Origin of the sequence: Agrobacterium sp. CFBP2214, assembly GCF_030209895.1 — a bacterium.
GTDB lineage: Bacteria > Pseudomonadota > Alphaproteobacteria > Rhizobiales > Rhizobiaceae > Agrobacterium > Agrobacterium radiobacter.
This window is the reverse complement of the sequence record NZ_JARVRC010000006.1, coordinates 193,514-208,896: the sequence shown is the minus strand read 5'-3', so window position 1 is coordinate 208,896 and position 15,383 is coordinate 193,514. Positions and strand designations below refer to the sequence as shown.

14 protein-coding genes are annotated in these 15,383 nt (G+C 59.1%); 12 read left to right on the top strand and 2 right to left on the bottom strand.

Annotated features, from left to right (window positions below):
* Nucleotides 1-209 precede the first annotated feature (209 nt).
* The 3 genes from QRN60_RS16645 (at nt 210) to QRN60_RS16635 (ending at nt 4,134) form a co-directional block, all read left to right on the top strand.
* Nucleotides 210-1,817, top strand: coding sequence for an ABC transporter substrate-binding protein (locus tag QRN60_RS16645; RefSeq protein ID WP_020808992.1), 1,608 nt, complete (start codon nt 210-212; stop codon nt 1,815-1,817).
* 110 nt (nt 1,818-1,927) lie between these two features.
* A complete protein-coding gene (locus tag QRN60_RS16640) occupies nt 1,928-2,959 on the top strand; it encodes an ABC transporter substrate-binding protein (RefSeq protein ID WP_080867440.1) in 1,032 nt (343 codons plus the stop codon).
* On the top strand, nt 2,956-4,134 hold the full coding sequence (locus QRN60_RS16635; protein WP_111780411.1) for an acyl-CoA dehydrogenase family protein: 1,179 nt from the start codon (nt 2,956-2,958) through the stop codon (nt 4,132-4,134). Before QRN60_RS16640 ends, QRN60_RS16635 begins: the two co-directional genes overlap by 4 nt.
* A 60-nt stretch (nt 4,135-4,194) precedes the next feature.
* On the opposite strand, the gene QRN60_RS16630 is transcribed toward QRN60_RS16635, so the two are convergent.
* Entirely contained in the window at nt 4,195-5,265 is a 1,071-nt protein-coding gene (locus QRN60_RS16630) for an LLM class flavin-dependent oxidoreductase (protein WP_020808990.1), read from the bottom strand.
* Between the two features lie 399 nt (nt 5,266-5,664).
* Here QRN60_RS16630 and QRN60_RS16625 point away from each other — a divergent pair, with 399 nt between their 5' ends.
* The 7 genes from QRN60_RS16625 to QRN60_RS16595 all read left to right on the top strand — a co-directional run bounded on the left by QRN60_RS16625 (nt 5,665) and on the right by QRN60_RS16595 (nt 12,192).
* Nucleotides 5,665-6,267, top strand: a complete 603-nt coding sequence (locus tag QRN60_RS16625) for an alpha/beta hydrolase (RefSeq protein ID WP_035213050.1) — start codon at nt 5,665-5,667, stop codon at nt 6,265-6,267.
* Between the two features lie 263 nt (nt 6,268-6,530).
* The gene (locus QRN60_RS16620; protein ID WP_003506897.1) at nt 6,531-7,460 is read left to right on the top strand and encodes a sulfurtransferase; all 930 of its coding nucleotides are present in this window, start codon (nt 6,531-6,533) and stop codon (nt 7,458-7,460) included.
* 78 nt (nt 7,461-7,538) lie between these two features.
* Nucleotides 7,539-8,720 (top strand): YeeE/YedE family protein, encoded by a 1,182-nt coding sequence (locus tag QRN60_RS16615; RefSeq protein WP_111817647.1) that lies wholly within the window; start codon nt 7,539-7,541, stop codon nt 8,718-8,720.
* A 206-nt stretch (nt 8,721-8,926) separates the two neighbouring features.
* The gene (locus QRN60_RS16610; protein WP_020012002.1) at nt 8,927-9,124 is read left to right on the top strand and encodes a hypothetical protein; all 198 of its coding nucleotides are present in this window, start codon (nt 8,927-8,929) and stop codon (nt 9,122-9,124) included.
* Between the two features lie 168 nt (nt 9,125-9,292).
* Nucleotides 9,293-10,462, top strand: a complete 1,170-nt coding sequence (gene ssuD, locus QRN60_RS16605) for an FMNH2-dependent alkanesulfonate monooxygenase (protein WP_020808986.1) — start codon at nt 9,293-9,295, stop codon at nt 10,460-10,462.
* 189 nt (nt 10,463-10,651) lie between these two features.
* Nucleotides 10,652-11,197, top strand: a complete 546-nt coding sequence (locus QRN60_RS16600) for a flavin reductase family protein (protein ID WP_003506889.1) — start codon at nt 10,652-10,654, stop codon at nt 11,195-11,197.
* Nucleotides 11,198-11,247: 50 nt separating this feature from the next.
* Nucleotides 11,248-12,192 (top strand): acyl-CoA dehydrogenase family protein, encoded by a 945-nt coding sequence (locus QRN60_RS16595; RefSeq protein ID WP_020808984.1) that lies wholly within the window; start codon nt 11,248-11,250, stop codon nt 12,190-12,192.
* Nucleotides 12,193-12,236: 44 nt separating this feature from the next.
* Here QRN60_RS16595 and QRN60_RS16590 read toward each other — a convergent pair whose 3' ends face one another.
* Nucleotides 12,237-12,686: an RrF2 family transcriptional regulator gene (locus tag QRN60_RS16590; protein ID WP_003506886.1), complete on the bottom strand. Its 450-nt coding sequence runs from the start codon at nt 12,684-12,686 to the stop codon at nt 12,237-12,239.
* A gap of 289 nt (nt 12,687-12,975) precedes the next feature.
* Between QRN60_RS16590 and QRN60_RS16585 the strand changes: the two genes are divergently transcribed.
* Nucleotides 12,976-13,980: an LLM class flavin-dependent oxidoreductase gene (locus QRN60_RS16585; RefSeq protein ID WP_165001883.1), complete on the top strand. Its 1,005-nt coding sequence runs from the start codon at nt 12,976-12,978 to the stop codon at nt 13,978-13,980.
* A 22-nt stretch (nt 13,981-14,002) separates the two neighbouring features.
* Nucleotides 14,003-15,343, top strand: a complete 1,341-nt coding sequence (locus QRN60_RS16580) for an LLM class flavin-dependent oxidoreductase (RefSeq protein ID WP_129566842.1) — start codon at nt 14,003-14,005, stop codon at nt 15,341-15,343.
* The last annotated feature ends 40 nt before the right edge of the window (nt 15,344-15,383 follow it).

Here is a 15,383-nt window from a genome sequence, read left to right as displayed (position 1 = left end):
ACTAATTTTATGGAATTTGTCAAAGAGTAATAGAATTATTTTCTGAAATTTACGAAAATAAGCGCCATAAAGAAAAGATAATTCCTATTTATGAGAATGACTGGTTCTTCATGCCAAGCACGCTCTCGTCTGCGGAACAAACTTCTTCCTAAGCGCAACTGTTGAGTTTTGTCGGTTTTTCGCCGGTTCAATCAAGGAGAGGGTATCGCATGACTGTTTTCAACCAGACGACGCGGCGTGGATTTCTGCTGGCGTCGGTGGCGCTTGGCGTGGTGTCATTGCCGGGGCTGAAGCTAGAGGCTGCAGAGCCGGCCCGTGGCGGTACGGCCACGCTGCTGATCTCGTCAGAGCCGCCGGTACTGACGACGATCGCGCACACGGCCTATAATTCCGTCTATATATCGCCAAAGGTCACCGAAGGGCTGCTGACCTATGGTTTCGATCTCAATCCCAAACCGCTGCTGGCCAAATCATGGGACGTGAGCGCAGATGGCCTTCGTTATACCTTCAAGCTGAGGCCCGGCGTGAAATGGCATGACGGCAAGCCCTTCACTTCCGCCGATGTGGCATTCTCCATAAACACCATCAAGGAAGTGCATCCGCGCGGCCGCAATACATTCCTGAACCTCACTGCTGTCGAGACGCCGGACGAGCTGACGGCGGTTCTGGTTCTTTCCAAACCCGCGCCGTACCTCATAACGGCGCTCGCGGCGGCCGAAACGCCAATCGTGCCGAAGCATCTTTATGAGGGTACGAAGGTTACCGAAAACCCGGTCAATCTCGCGCCTGTGGGCACCGGCCCGTTCAAGTTCAAGGAGTGGGTGCGCGGCAGCCATATCGTTTTCGAGCGCAATGCCGATTATTGGGATGCGCCGCGCCCCTATCTCGACAAGCTCATCGTCCGCTTCATTCCTGACGCTTCTGCCCGCGCGATTGCCATAGAAACCGGCGAGATCGATCTCGCCCCCAGCACGCCGGTCGCCTATAGCGATCTCGACCGTCTCAAAGAACTGCCGAGCCTCGGCTTCGAGACCAATGGCTATCAATATACCAACTCGATCAGCCGCGTGGAATTCAACCTCGAAAAGGACGTATTCAAGGACGTGCGCGTTCGCCGCGCCTTCGCGCATGTGATTGACCGCAACGTCATCTTCAACACGGTCAATTACGGTTATGGCGCGACGATCACCGGCCCGATCAATCCGAAGCTGACGAAATGGTTCGTGGATGATCTGAAGACCTATCCGATCGATCTGAAGGCGGCGGAAGCGCTGCTGGATGAGGCCGGATACAAGCGCGGCGCGGATGGCATCCGTTTCAAGCTCAATCTGGATTACGTGCCGAGCACCGAAGCCTATCCGCGTGGTGCGGACTATATTCGCCAGGCGCTGGCGAAGGTCGGCGTGGATGTGACGGTGCGGACGCAGGATTTCGCCACCTATACCAAGCGCATCTACACGGATCGCGATTTCGATTTTGCCTATGAGGGCATGAGTAATCTCTTCGATCCGACCGTCGGCGTGCAGCGGCTTTACTGGTCCAAGAACTTCAAGAAGGGCGTGCCTTTCTCCAATGGCGCGGCTTACAGCAATCCCAAGGTGGATGCGCTTCTCGAAGCCGCCGCCATCGAGATTGATCCGGACAAGCGCGTCGCGCAATGGAAGGAAATCCAGCAGATCCTGGTTGAAGACGTGCCGGCCATCGACATCGTCGCAGCACCTGAGATTACCATCTTCAACAAGCGCATTTCCGATCACACCATCGGCGCAGAAGGCGTGGCGGGAAGCCTCGCTTTCGCGCATATCGCCGCATCCTGATCGTCTCGCCAAACCCGGCTCGCCCTTTGGTGCGGGCCGGGATGTCCCTTCAGTCGACAGGCGCCGCAGCATCGCTTTCCGGTGCCATCGTTTTCATCGAGGCCAAAGCCATGAGCACGACACTTTCTGAAATCTGGTACACACGCTGCCCGGTGCCCACCCCAGTAGGGCTGGCGGCACAGCTCGGTTATCTTTCGCAGACCTTCGAGGAGGTCGGCATAGCGCTGAAATCCATCATCGATTCGCCTGACCGTTCCGTTCGCCAGAGCCATTTCAACCACACGCTGGAATGGTCGTTCCGCCACGGCGGCAATGTACCTCCCATCCGCGCCCGCTCGGAAGGGCGCAATACGCGTCTAATCGGGGTTACCTGGACGGACGAGTTTCAGGCAATCATCACCCTGCCGGAAACCGGTATCCGTTCGCTTGCCGATCTCGTCGGCCGCCGTTTCGGTGTGCCGCGCCGGCCGGAAGGCATCGTTGATTTCATGCGCGCGACGGCGCTGAAGGGCATCGTCTCGGCGCTTTCGCTGGAAGGGCTTAAGGTCGAGGATGTCGAGCTCAAGGATATTGTCATCAAGGATTCGGTGCTGGCCTCGCAGGAAGGGCCGTCGCTGTTTGGCCTGAAGCGCCGTCAATCCTTCGGCGAGGAAATCATCGCGCTGCTGCGTGGCGAGGTCGACGCGATTTTCGTCAAGGGAACGGCCGGCATTGCCGCCGCCAACCTGATCGGTGCCGTGCAGGTGGCGGAGTTCGGTTTTCATGCCGATCCGAAGATACGCATCAATTCCGGTTCACCCCGGGTGCTGACGGTCGACGGACGGCTTGCCGATGAGCGCCCCGATCTGGTGGAGCGGCTGGTTGACGCCATCGCCAGGGCCTCTCTCTGGGCGGAGCAACATCCGGAAGAAACGCGCCGTTTCATCGCGCGCGAGGCCGGCGCGACGGAGGAACAGGTTCTGGCTGCCAACGGAGCTGAGGTTCACCGTCATCTTGGTCTCGGCCTCGATGCCGATCTTGTTGGCGCCGTCGGCCATTACAAGGACTTCCTGCACCAATGGGGCTTCCTTGAAAACGACTTCGATCTCGGCGACTGGATTGACGATCGTTTCGTCACGGCAAATGAAAGGGCGGTGGCATGAGCGTTGCACTTTCCGCCGTCCCAAACGCGTTGGCGCAGCGGCCCGATCCCGTCGCCATCGCAACCGCGCTGGCCGGGAATTTCAGCCTGACGGCTGCGGAGCACGACAAGAGCGGCGAATTCGCCGCCGGTAATTTCGAGGCGCTTTTCAAATCAGGCCTGCTTGGTCTCGTCACGGCTGAAAAGGATGGCGGCTGGGGCGAGGGTATGGAAACGGCCCATGCCGTCATTACGGCCATCGCCAAGGGCGATCCGTCGACCGCTCTCATTCTCGCCATGCACTACAGCGTTCATGCCGCGATCCGGCGTGGCAAGTGGCCGGCAGCACTTGCTGCAAAGGTACTGGCCGCCAATAGCACGGAGCCGGCGCTTTTGAACAATGCGCAGGCGGAGCCGGGTGTCGGTTCGCCGGCCCATGGCGGCCTGCCGGAAACGACGGCGCGGATCGAGGGCGATGTCTGGGTGGTCAATGGCCGCAAGAGCTTCGTCACCGGCCTGCCGGGTCTGAAATGGGCGATCGTGCTTGCCGTGACGACGGAAGAGACGCCGCGCCTCGTCCAGCTTCTGGTGCCGCTCGATGCGGCTGGTATCGCCGAGGAAAAAGCGTGGGAAGCGACCGGCATGTACGCCACCGCCAGCCATGATCTGGTGCTGGAAGAGGTGAAGGTGCCGCTTGCCGACGTCGTTGCCGAACAGCCGGCGGATGAGCCGCTGCGGCGCGATGAGGCAGATGGTTATAATTTCTTCGTGCTGCTGGCTTCCGTCTACCACGGTGTCGCGCTTTCGGCGCGGGACGATCTGTTGAGCCATCTGAACGGCCATGTTCCGGCAAGCCTTGGCGCACCCCTGTCCTCCATTCCTCGGATTCAGGAAGGTCTCGGCCAGATCGAGGTGCTGCTGGCGGCGAACCGGCGCCTCCTTCTCTCCGTCGCCCGCGACGTCGATGCGGGCGAGAGGGTGGGAACCGATGCGCTCGCCGTTCGCCATGTGGTGATCGACAATGCGGTGGCGGTGACGGATCTGGCGCTGGAGCTTGGCGGCAATCGCGGCCTGCGCCGGGACTACAACCTTGAACGCCATCACCGCGATGCCATCACGGCAAGGGCACATGCGCCGCAGAGCCATATGATCCGTACGATTCTTGGCCGTCAGAGCATCAAGGCGGCGGGTGGCTGATCAATGAAGCAACAGGGCGGCCTTGTCTGGGGCGGGCCGCCCATGTTCAAGCCACGCCAATCAATCCCGCAGCAGCGGCAGCAAGCTGTCGCCCTGCCTTTCGATTTCCTTGAGATAGGGCGTGTCGGAAAGCACGAAATGGGTGATGCCCAGCGCGCGGTATTTACGCAGTGACGCGGCGACATCCTCCGCCGAACCGACAAGCCATGTGGTTCCCGCACCGCCACCGCCGAATTTGCCCGGCGCGGTATAAAGATTGTCGTCCAGCACGTCGCTTTGACGGTGCAAATCCAGCAGACGGCGCTGGCCGACAGCTACGGCCTGAAGGTGGTCGTTCCAGCGTACGCCACTGTTTGCGGCCATCTCGGCAACTTTCGCTTCCGCATCTTGCCAAGCCTTGGCCGTGGTTTCGCGTACCAGCGTGGTGATCCGCAGGCCGAATTGCAGCGGCGGCAGATCGCGGCCGAGCTTTTCACTGAAGTGCCTGAGCCGCTCGATCCGTTCGCGCACGCCGGCAAGCGGTTCTCCCCAGAAAAGCTGCACATCGGCCTCGGTTGCGGCAACCTGCTCGGCTGCTTCGGAAGCGCCGCCGAAATAGAGTTTGGGATGCGGTCGGCCTTCGCGTGCGGTGATACGTGGCGAGACGGTGGAGTTCGTCACCCGGAAATGGTCGCCATTAAACGTGACGTTTTCCTCGGTCCAGAGCCGCCGTACCAGCCGCATGAATTCTTTCGTGCGCGCATAACGCTGCGCCTGATCACCTTCTTCGTCGCCATAGGCGGCAAGCTCATCCCTGCCGGAGACGATGTTGATCCGCACCCGGCCGGCGGAAAGCTGATCGAGGGTGGCAGCGGCCGATGCGAGGTTGGCCGGCTTCCAGTAGCCGGGACGGATAGCGATCAGCGGCTCGAATGTGGTGGTGCGCGCCGCAAGCGCCGCCGCCACCGTAAATGTATCCGGACGTCCCCAGCCGGTGCCGATCAGCGCGCCTTTCCAGCCATGGGTTTCAAGCGCCCTGGCATGGCTCGTCAATGTCTCGAGACTGTTGTGGTTTTCGCTGACGGCGTCGCCCCGGTGGCCGGGTTTGACGTCATTGGGGATGTACCAGAGAAATTCGCTCGTGCTGCTCACATTATCCGCCTGAATTTTCGTTTTATGTTGCGGTGGAATGGCCCTGCCGACGCTTTGCCTTCACCACTTGGGGCTCGCGGAGGCGCAAGCCTCCGCTGGTGCGAGAATGGCAAAGCGGCGGCGGTCCGGCGAAGCAGCGACGTTTCTTTTGTCATCCGGCAGAGGAAAAGCTTTCCGTCTGGAAAGACTATATTGCACATATTTTCTATATAAAAAATTTGAGGAAATGATTCCCTGCGATCGACATTATCTCCGTCGGTGGGAAAGCATTTTCTGCGCTACCGAAATTGTCTGGATTGATTTTTCTCGTGCGTCCGAAAGGTGAGCAAGGCAATAGTCGACTGGAATCGCGAAATTCACCATGCTTGCCACACACCGCCCATAACTCACGGAGCAGGCATGTGTACCACCTTGATTGTCCCTGGCCTGAATGGTTCGGATGAAGGACATTGGCAACGGCACTGGTTGCTGGATGATCCCGAAGCGCAACTGGTCGATCAGGACAATTGGCAATGCCCGGTTCTCGAGGACTGGCTCGACCGTCTCGAGGCAGCGCTGGCGACAGTCGACAGCGCTTATATCGTCGCCCACAGCCTCGGTTGCCTGCTGGTGGCGAATATGGGGTCTCGACCCTCTGCCGCCAAAATCAAGGGCGCGCTTCTGGTCGCACCCGCCCATCTCGACCGCGTGGAGGCGATGCATCCCTGCATCGTCAGGTTCGGTGCCTTTCCGCAGCAGCCGCTTGCTTTCCCCAGCCTCGTCGTGGGCAGCATGAACGATCCCTATATGGATTCCGAAGAGCTCTCGCGCAGTGCGAGCCTGTGGGGCAGTGGCCTCATCAATCTCGGTCCCGTCGGACATATCAATATTGCCAGCGGTTACGGACGATGGCCTGAGGGTTATGCTCTTTTCGAGCGGTTGAAGGCAGATGGCGCACCTTCAAAGGCGGTGGCGGGATCGAGGCTGCGCAGACTGACTGCCCTGGGCGACGCGCATTTTTAGAGAAAGATCGGGTTTTTCCAGCCTTCCTTGCTAAACGGGATGGATAGCGGTCGGTTTATCGCTCTTTTCGATTTTTGGCATCATTTACAACCTTTGGAAGTTTTATTGGCAATTTTTACGGACGGAATTTTGAATTTCTCCTGAAGATTGTTTTTGAGTGGTCGCATTTATTTCTACAGAAAATATAGAAAAGCGTTTCTTCGCTCCGGACGGTTTTGTCGTCACCTTTCATTGGTCATCAAATCAGGGAAAGGGGTAAGGAAATGTCCAGAATCAAGCTTGTAACGTCGGCTCTCGGCGGATTGTTTTTGTCGGCGATATCGTTGGCCACGGCTGGAGCATCGGAAGCGCTGGTCACGGCCGACTGGCTGAAGGAGAATCTCGACAATCCGAAAGTGCGGGTCTTTGAAGTCAGCGTCGATACGGGCGTCTATGAGCGCGGGCATATTCCGGGCGCAGTGAACCTCAACTGGCATACGGATCTCGTTGACAAGGAAAAACGCGACATTGCCGCGCGTGAGAATTTCCAGTCCCTGCTGCAGAAAGCCGGCGTGGGTGACGATACGACGATCGTTTTATATGGCGACAACAACAACTGGTTTGCCGCCTGGGGTGCGTGGATTTTCGAAACCTACGGTCTTGGCGACCGCGTAAAGCTGCTGGATGGTGGCCGCAAGCTTTGGGAGGCGCAGGGCCTGCCTTTCGACACATCCGCACCGGCAACGGCCGAAACGAAACTGAAACTCGCCGAGCCCGACACCTCGGTCCGGGCGCGCTTTGTCGACGTCGTTGCGGTGGCTGAGGGCAAGCACAACATCAAGCTGGTGGATATCCGCTCGGCGGATGAATATTCCGGCAAGATTTTCGCGCCGGATGGCGTCAAGGAGCTGTCCGTCCGTGCCGGTCACATCCCCGGCGCCGTCAATGTTCCGTGGGGCACAATCGTCAACAAGGATGGAACCTTCAAAGCGGCAGAAGAGATCAAGGCGATCTATGCCGAGAAGGGCATCGACGGCTCGGCGCCCATCATCACCTATTGCCGCATCGGCGAGCGCTCCAGCCACACCTGGTTCGCGCTGAAGAAGATACTCGGTTACGACGTCCGCAATTATGACGGTTCCTGGACCGAGTACGGAAATGCGGTCGGTGTTCCCATCAGCAATCCGACGGGAACGGTCTGGACGGGCAAATAAGCCTCCACCGCCTTCATCATGGGGCCGGTGCGTCGGATGGCGCACCGGCATTTATTCTTCCGACATCGCCGGTATTCCATGCATTCGACCCTTTCCCGCCTCGCGGCGCTTGCCATTTTATGCGCCCTGACGGTTGCTGTTTATCAATTGGGGCTGCTTGAGAATGGCAGGCCGCTTGCATTTTCCCTTCTGGCCGGCACCGCTTTCGGCATCGTGATGCAGCGCGGACGGTTCTGCTTTCTCTGCAATTTCCGCGATTTCATCGACGGCAGGCGTTCGGACGGTGTTGTGGCCATTCTTGTGGCATTGCTGGCGGGCGTGGTGTTTTACCAGGTCGTCACCGCGGCGTGGATGCCGGTGCCGCAACCCGGCCGCCTGCCGCCCAATGCGCATATCGGCCCCGTCGGCTGGATTCTGGCGTTGGCTGCGAGCGTCTTCGGTTTGGGCGCAGCGCTTTCCGGCTCCTGCCTGTCCGGGCATTTTTACCGGCTGGGCGAGGGGGCTTTCGGTTCCGTGCTTGCCATAGCCGGAGCGGGGCTTGGTTTCCTGCTGGCATTTCTCAGCTGGAATTTTCTCTATACGGTCAGCATTTTTGACGATCTGCCCATCTGGTTGCCGCATCATCTTGGATACGGCCCGGCGCTGCTGGTTGCCTGCACTGTGTTGGTCATTCTGATCCTACTCGTTCTGTTTTTCGATAAAACCGAGCCCGCTTCATCGACTGCCGCCACGGCAAGCCGGCTGCAGCAGGCGCTCCGAAGCATTTTCGTCGAACGCTGGCCGCCCGTCATAACCGGCGTTCTTGTCGCGGCCATCAGCGCCTTTTCCTATTTCCGTGTCGCACCGCTCGGAGTGACGGCCGAACTCGGCAGCATCGTCAGAACGACCGGGGCTGCGGCGGGCTGGGTGCCGGAAACGCTTGCGGGATTAGACACGGTGCGGGGATGCATCAGCGCCGTTAAAACAACGATCCTGTCGCCGAACGGTGTTTTCGTCCTGGGACTGATGTTTGCGAGTCTGGCGTCCGCGCTGTCAGCGGGGAAATTTCAGCCCGCATGGCCTTCCGCCGGTGGGTTGGTGACACGGTTTGCCGGTGGCGTGCTGATGGGCTGGGGTGGCATGACCGCGCTTGGCTGCACTATTGGCGTGCTTTTGTCAGGCATCCATGCGGGTGCGCTTTCCGGCTGGGTATTTCTCGTTTTTTGCGGTTTGGGTGCATTTTCCGGCCTTTTTCTCAAGCGCCGGTTTGCCTTGCCATGAGACCGGACGCTTGAAATTTACCACCATCGTTAGATGAGGCGGCGAGGGCCCATTCTCGGCGGCCGGAAACGGATTTTTTCCCGTCGCCGCAACCTTAGTCCACATTTGCCGGTGATCCCCCAATTATAGAATAGTAATTTTATGGAAAATATTGACGATGTCAGACCGTCGCCCGAGGATAAGGGAGTTGAGCAAAGGAGGCGCACATGCCGCAGGGACTTCATGCGTTTACTTTCGATCTGTTCGGTTTGACCCGGCGCCAGCCGCGTGGCGAGGAACAGGTTAGTCTTCATCCTCTGGATCATTCCGGACGCATCAGGCAGGAGAAAAGCGATCTCGAACTCGAAAGGGAAGAGATCTGCGAAATGAACTTTGCGATGCTCGGCCTTTATCCGGTCTTCTGAGGACCATTAACGAAGGCTCCTTTTCCTTTCGGAGCGCGGGTTATCGGGGAGAGAAACTCTCTTCGCCGGGTGGAAATTGGAACAAAATTTCTTAAACGCGCCGGGGAATTGGCTACCCTTTTATCATCAAGCCGCATTGCCCGAGGGCAGATTGCAAAGGACCTGCCGATGAGCACACCCGATAAGCCACTCGATTTTCTGTGGTTCATACCCACCTCAGGCGATGGCAGCTATCTCGGCTCAGACGATCTTTCGCGTCCTGCCGATCCCGGCTATTTCCGGGAAATAGCCCAGGCCGCTGATCGGCTGGGTTATTCAGGCGTGCTCATTCCCACCGGCGTTGCCTGTGAGGAATCCTTCATCCTTGCGGCCAATCTTGCCGCCTATACCGAAAAGTTGAAATTCCTGGTCGCCATCCGTCCGGGCGTCGCATCGCCCGCTTATTATGCGCGGCTCGCTTCCACGCTGGATCGCGTTTCCCATGGCCGGCTGCTGCTTAATATCGTGGTCGGCGGCAGCGCCCAGGAACTTGCCGGCGATGGCATTTTTCTGCCCCATGACGAGCGTTACGATCACGCCGGCGAGTTTTTCCAGGTGTTCAATTCGCTGATTGAAACCGGCAAGGGAAACCTCGACGGCAAATATATCAAGGCGGTGGACGCAAAACTCGGCCTGCCGCCGGTGCAGGAACCGCGACCGCCTATTTATTTCGGCGGCTCCTCCGATGCCGGCATCGAGTTTTCGGCCGGTATCACCGACAAATACCTGACCTGGGGTGAACCGCCGGCGCAGGTGGCTGAAAAAATCGCCAAGGTGCGCGCCGCCGCCGCCAAAAAAGGGCGAGAGGTTACCTTCGGTATCCGGCTGCATTTCATCGTTCGCGAAACAGACGAGGAAGCGTGGGTCGATGCCGACCGGCTGATCTCGAAGCTTTCCGACGAAACCATCGCATCCGCTCAGGAGGTCTTCTCCAAGGCTTCGGATTCCGTTGGGCAGGCGAGAATGCAGGCGCTGCACAATGGCCGGCGAGACCGGCTGGAAGTCTCCCCGAATTTGTGGGCGGGCATCGGTCTTGTCCGTTCGGGTGCAGGCACGGCGCTGGTCGGTTCGCCGAAGACGGTGGCGGCGCGGCTCAGGGAATATCAGGCGCTGGGCATCGATACCGTCATCGCCTCGGGTTATCCGCATCTGGAAGAAGCCTATCGGCTATCCGAACTGCTGTTTCCGGAAATCGGGCTCGGTGGGCCCCGTAACCAGATACGGTCCTCTTTCGGCGCGAAACAGGTTTTCGGCGGTGGCGGTCATGGCGGTAACGTCAAGCTGGTGTCCGGATCCTGATTCATCGGCGGGAGGCGGCTTATGCCTTCTTCCGTTTCGGCAGACATCCTTGCGGCGCAATGAAATCAGGCAACGGCATATAAGACATTATTTCTATAGAATATTATCAATATGGAAAACGATGTCTATTTCACCCCCCGCCATCGCTGCTAGCTATTGAACAATTCAGCTGTTTTCAGGAGCAACCCGATGACATTGCAATATGCGGCCAAGGATCAACACTTCATCAATCTCCGCGACCCGGTTGGCGGCAAGTCGGCGGATGCCGACAGCCTCAAGGCGGCGTTGAGAACACTGGGCGGCGGTGTCAGCGTGATTACGGCCGGTGAGGGTGACGAGCGAACGGGAGCGACCGTGACTTCGGCCACCGCTTTGTCGGTCGATCCGCCGCGCATTCTGGTAGCGCTCAACCGTTCCTCGTCAACGTGGCCGGTGGTGCAGCGTTTCGGTCATCTTGCCGTCAACATCATCGGAGCGAACCATCAGTTCATTGCCAATCAGTTTGCCGGCATCGGTGGCCTGAAGGGCCCGGATCGGTATCGCGGCGCTGAATGGACACGGCTGTCGAGCGGCGCGCCCATCCTCGAAGACGCGGTTGCCGCGATCGATTGCACCATCGAAGAAACGATCGAACGGCACAGCCATGTCATCGTCATCGGCAAGGTGGAGGCGATCCGCATCGGCTCCGGTCATTCGCTGCTCTATCAAAACGGGCGTTATCATTCTCTGGACTGAGCGCCGGCCATTCGGCGCTTTCACTTTGTCATTCTTTGAGGGAGTTGAGCATGGGATCCGTCACGCCTCTCGGCGAAAGACTTCGTTTCGTTCCTCCACGCCTCGGCGCGGATATCGATGTGCTGACCGTTGCCCGGACGATCGCCGAAAACTGCGCCGTTGAAAGTCCCGGGCAAATTCATGCGCGGATCGCCCGTTCCGGTCTTCTTGCTCTTTCCGTTCCAACGGAACTCGGCGGGGCGGATATCACAAATGACGTTCTGTCACAGGCGTTAGCCATCATTTCCGCAGCCGATGCGGGGGCGGCGCATGATCTCGTTGAACATTTCACCGCCCTGGAATTCATCAGGAACGCGGGTAGCGAAGACCAGCGCAAGGCGCTCTTCGCCCGTCTTGATCTTGGCGAGACCTTCGCGCTGGCAATATCTGCCGCTGATCTGGATCAGGCGGTTGTGGTGACGGAAGACGACTACGCCCTGCGGCTGCCCGATGAAGTCGCGGGGTCGGTCAAGGTCGATGCGGACTGGATCGTTGTGCCGGCTGTCAACACGGCCGGACAGCCCCTGCTTGTCGTCCTGCGCAATCGCCCCAATACGTCATGGGAGGGTCTCTTGCGCGCCGATCAGGTGGTGTTCCTTGCCCAGGGCGCCGGGAACCTGGCCGCTTCCGTTTCCGCCCTTTTGAAAGCCGCAGTGGCTCTGGGGCAGAAGCAGCGTGAGCTTTCCGTTCTGCTGATCGACAGACTGGCGGACGAGGGCGCAGCGCGGCCCATGATAGGTGAAATATTTCTCGCCATCGAACTCCTGAAGGCGCAGATAACAAGCCTTGCGGCCAATATCGATGCGGCGCAGGTGGGGGCGGAGAATGTCACCTTTCGTTCGGTCCGCAACAATGCCATCACGCTTGAAATCCTGATGGCGCGCCTCGGTCTTGTCGAAGGCGTCAGCGAAGCCGGGCTGATCGCGTCGCTGGACAGTGATCTGCGCAGGCAATAAGCGACGCTCTGTCGTGGAACCCGAACGAAGGGCCGTGCGAAATTCTATTCGCCGGCCGGAATAGAGCGGGCATCCTGCCCGTCCTTTGCCACGAATTGCGCAAGCGTCATATTGTCCAGAATGGTTGCGATGGCGTCACGCACGTCCGTCATCGAAACCCTGACCTGACAGGTCTCGGGATCATCACAGTCGTCACAGGCTTCAAAGGCCGTGCGGCTTGCGCAGCGGATGGGAGCCAAGGGTCCATCCAGCGTACGGATAACCTGCCCGATCATGATTTCGGATGGCATTTTCGACAGTGAATAACCGCCATTCGGGCCCTTCTTGGAGCGCAGAATGCCGCTATTGCGCAGTTCCAGAAGAATAGTGTCCAGGAATTTTTTCGGGATGTTGTTGCGGGTCGCAATCTCCGTCACGAAGGCGGTCTCGCCCTGAGGCAACCGCGCCAGATCGACAAGAGCCTTTAATCCGTATTTGCCTTTTTTGGTCAACATCGCACGATCCGAAAAGAGAGTCGGCACAGTTTACAGTGCCGGGCCGTATTATTCCTTACTTACTAAGTAGTTTTTAGCGAATTCCGGCGCAAGCCCGTTTCGTCCGGGTTTGGTGCTCAAAGCGGCCTGTTGCAGCCTTTTTGAGACCAGGTCCCCCGTTTTGCCGGCACGGGCTTTCGAAAACATCACTGAAAACAATATTTTCTCTGATCGCGCCGCAACGTGGAACGATCATCCTTTATTAGAATATAAAATCGGTAGACAAAGTATGCATCAAAGACGCGAGGTGATGATGTATACGCTCAGTTTGCTGGACAAGAGCCCGGTTTCAACGGGGGAGGACGCCGCGAGCGCGTTCCGCGACACGATCAATCTTGCCAAACGCGCCGAAGAGCTGGGTTATCGCCGTTTCTGGGTGGCCGAACATCACAATTCGCCGGAGCTTGCCGGTTCCGCGCCGGAGGCGCTGGTTGCATGGATACTGGCGAAGACCTCCCGCATCCGGGTTGGCTCGGGCGGCGTCATGCTGCAGCACTATAGCCCTTACAAGGTTGCCGAGGTTTTCAACGTCCTGTCGTCGCTTGCGCCCGGCCGGGTCGATCTCGGCATCGGCAAGACACCGGGTGGGTTGCCGCTTGCGACGTCGGCCTTGCAGCAGGCCTATGATCCCGCCCGCAAGCCGGATTTCGAAGCGGCCTTCGGTGAACTCACCACATTTTTATCGGGCGCTGTGCCGCAGGATCATGCACAGGCCGGGCTGCAGGCAACACCTGCGCCGCCGGTCGCGGCAGAGAGATTTCTGCTCGGCGCCAGCCCGGAAAGCGCAAGGCTTGCGGCTTCAAGGGGATGGAATTTCGTCTTTGCCGGCCACCTCAATGGTGATGCGGAGGTTCTTCGCCGCAGCCTCTCGGCTTTCCGGGAGGAAAGCGGTGGAGTTGCCCCGATCCTTGCACTGTCGGCTTTTGCAGCCAGCGATCCCGCCCATGCCGCGAGACAGGTCGAAGGTCAACGCATCTACCGGGTATTCCTCAGCGACGGCAGGGCGTTCAACCTCGGCCGCCGCGAACAGGCGGAGGAATTCGCCCGCCAGTCCGGCGATACCGATTATCGCATCGAAGAGCGCAAGCCCAACGTCCTGCATGGCGGGCCGGAGGATATTCACAAGGCGCTTCGTGCGCTTTCCGAAGAGCACGGCATCGAGGAATTCATCATCGAACCGCCCCATGTCGGGGCCGATCAGCGGCTTGCCTCGGTCGAACTCTTGGCCCCACATCGCCTTTCCCGGGCGGCATAATTTTCTCTCAGGAGGGAATGACATGACGAGAAAGAAAATCCGTTTCGGCATCATGCTTCAAGGTCCCGGCGGGCACATGAATGCCTGGCGACACCCCAAAAGCCCTGTCGATGCCAGCGTCAATTTCGACTTTTTCAGAAAGAACGCGCTGAAGGCGGAAGCAGCCGGCATCGCCTTCGCCTTCGTGGCGGATGGGCTCTACATCAACGACAAGTCCATTCCGCATTTCCTCAACCGGTTTGAGCCGCTGACGATCCTTTCGGCGCTCGCCGCCGTCACCTCGAAGATCGGCTTGGCGGGAACCGTTTCGACCTCCTATAGCGACCCCTTCACCATTGCCCGCCAGTTTGCCTCGCTCGATCTTTTGAGCGGCGGCCGTGCCGGGTGGAATGCCGTGACGACACCGCTCGAAGGCACGGCGAAAAATTACAGCCGCAATCACCCCGAACATGCGCTGCGTTACGAGATCGCCGATGAATACCTCGAGGTTATCAAGGGCTTGTGGGACAGCTGGGACGATGACGCTTTCCTGCGTAACCGCGAGACGGGACAGTTTTTCGACCGCGCCAAGCTCCACACGCTCGGCCACAAGGGCCGCTTCTTCCAGGTGGAAGGCCCGCTGAACATCCAGCGTTCTCCACAGGGTCAGCCGGTGGTGTTCCAGGCAGGCTCGTCCGATGCCGGCATCGGTCTTGCTGGCAAACACGCGGATGCGGTCTTCACCAATTCCGCTTCGCTGGAGGAAAACCAGACCTTCCTCAAGCGTGTGAAGCAGAGCGCCGTTGCGCAGGGCCGGTCCGCTGCCGATGTGAAGATTTTCCCCGGCATCGGCCCGATCGTTGGCGAAACGCAGGAGGAAGCGGAGGCGAAATACGACGTCATCCGGAACCTCATCACTATCGAGGATGCGCTCGCCTATCTCGGTCGCTTCTTCGATCATCATGATTTCAGCGCCTATCCGCTGGATGAGCCTTTCCCCGAACTCGGCGAGATCGGCAAGAACAGTTTCCGCTCGACGACCGACCGCATCAAGCGGCGGGCCAAGGAAAAGAACCAGACGCTGCGCGAGGCGGCGCTGGAGGCTGCGACCCCGCGTGAAGGCTTCATCGGCACACCGGACAAGGTGGCCGACGAGATCATACGCTGGGTGGAACACGATGCGGCCGATGGCTTCATTCTGGGCTTTCCGGTGATTGCCGAGGGACTGGATGATTTCATCCGCCTCGTCATTCCGGTGCTGCAGCGGCGCGGTTATTTCGATCCGCATCTGGAAGGCGCGACATTGCGTGATCATCTCGGTCTGCCTTTCCGGGAAAACGTCTATGCCGGCGGCGAAAACGCGTCTGACAAGGCCATCGCCTGAGCTTGCAGCCGGGCGGCGTTAATCGCTGCCCGGCGCATAT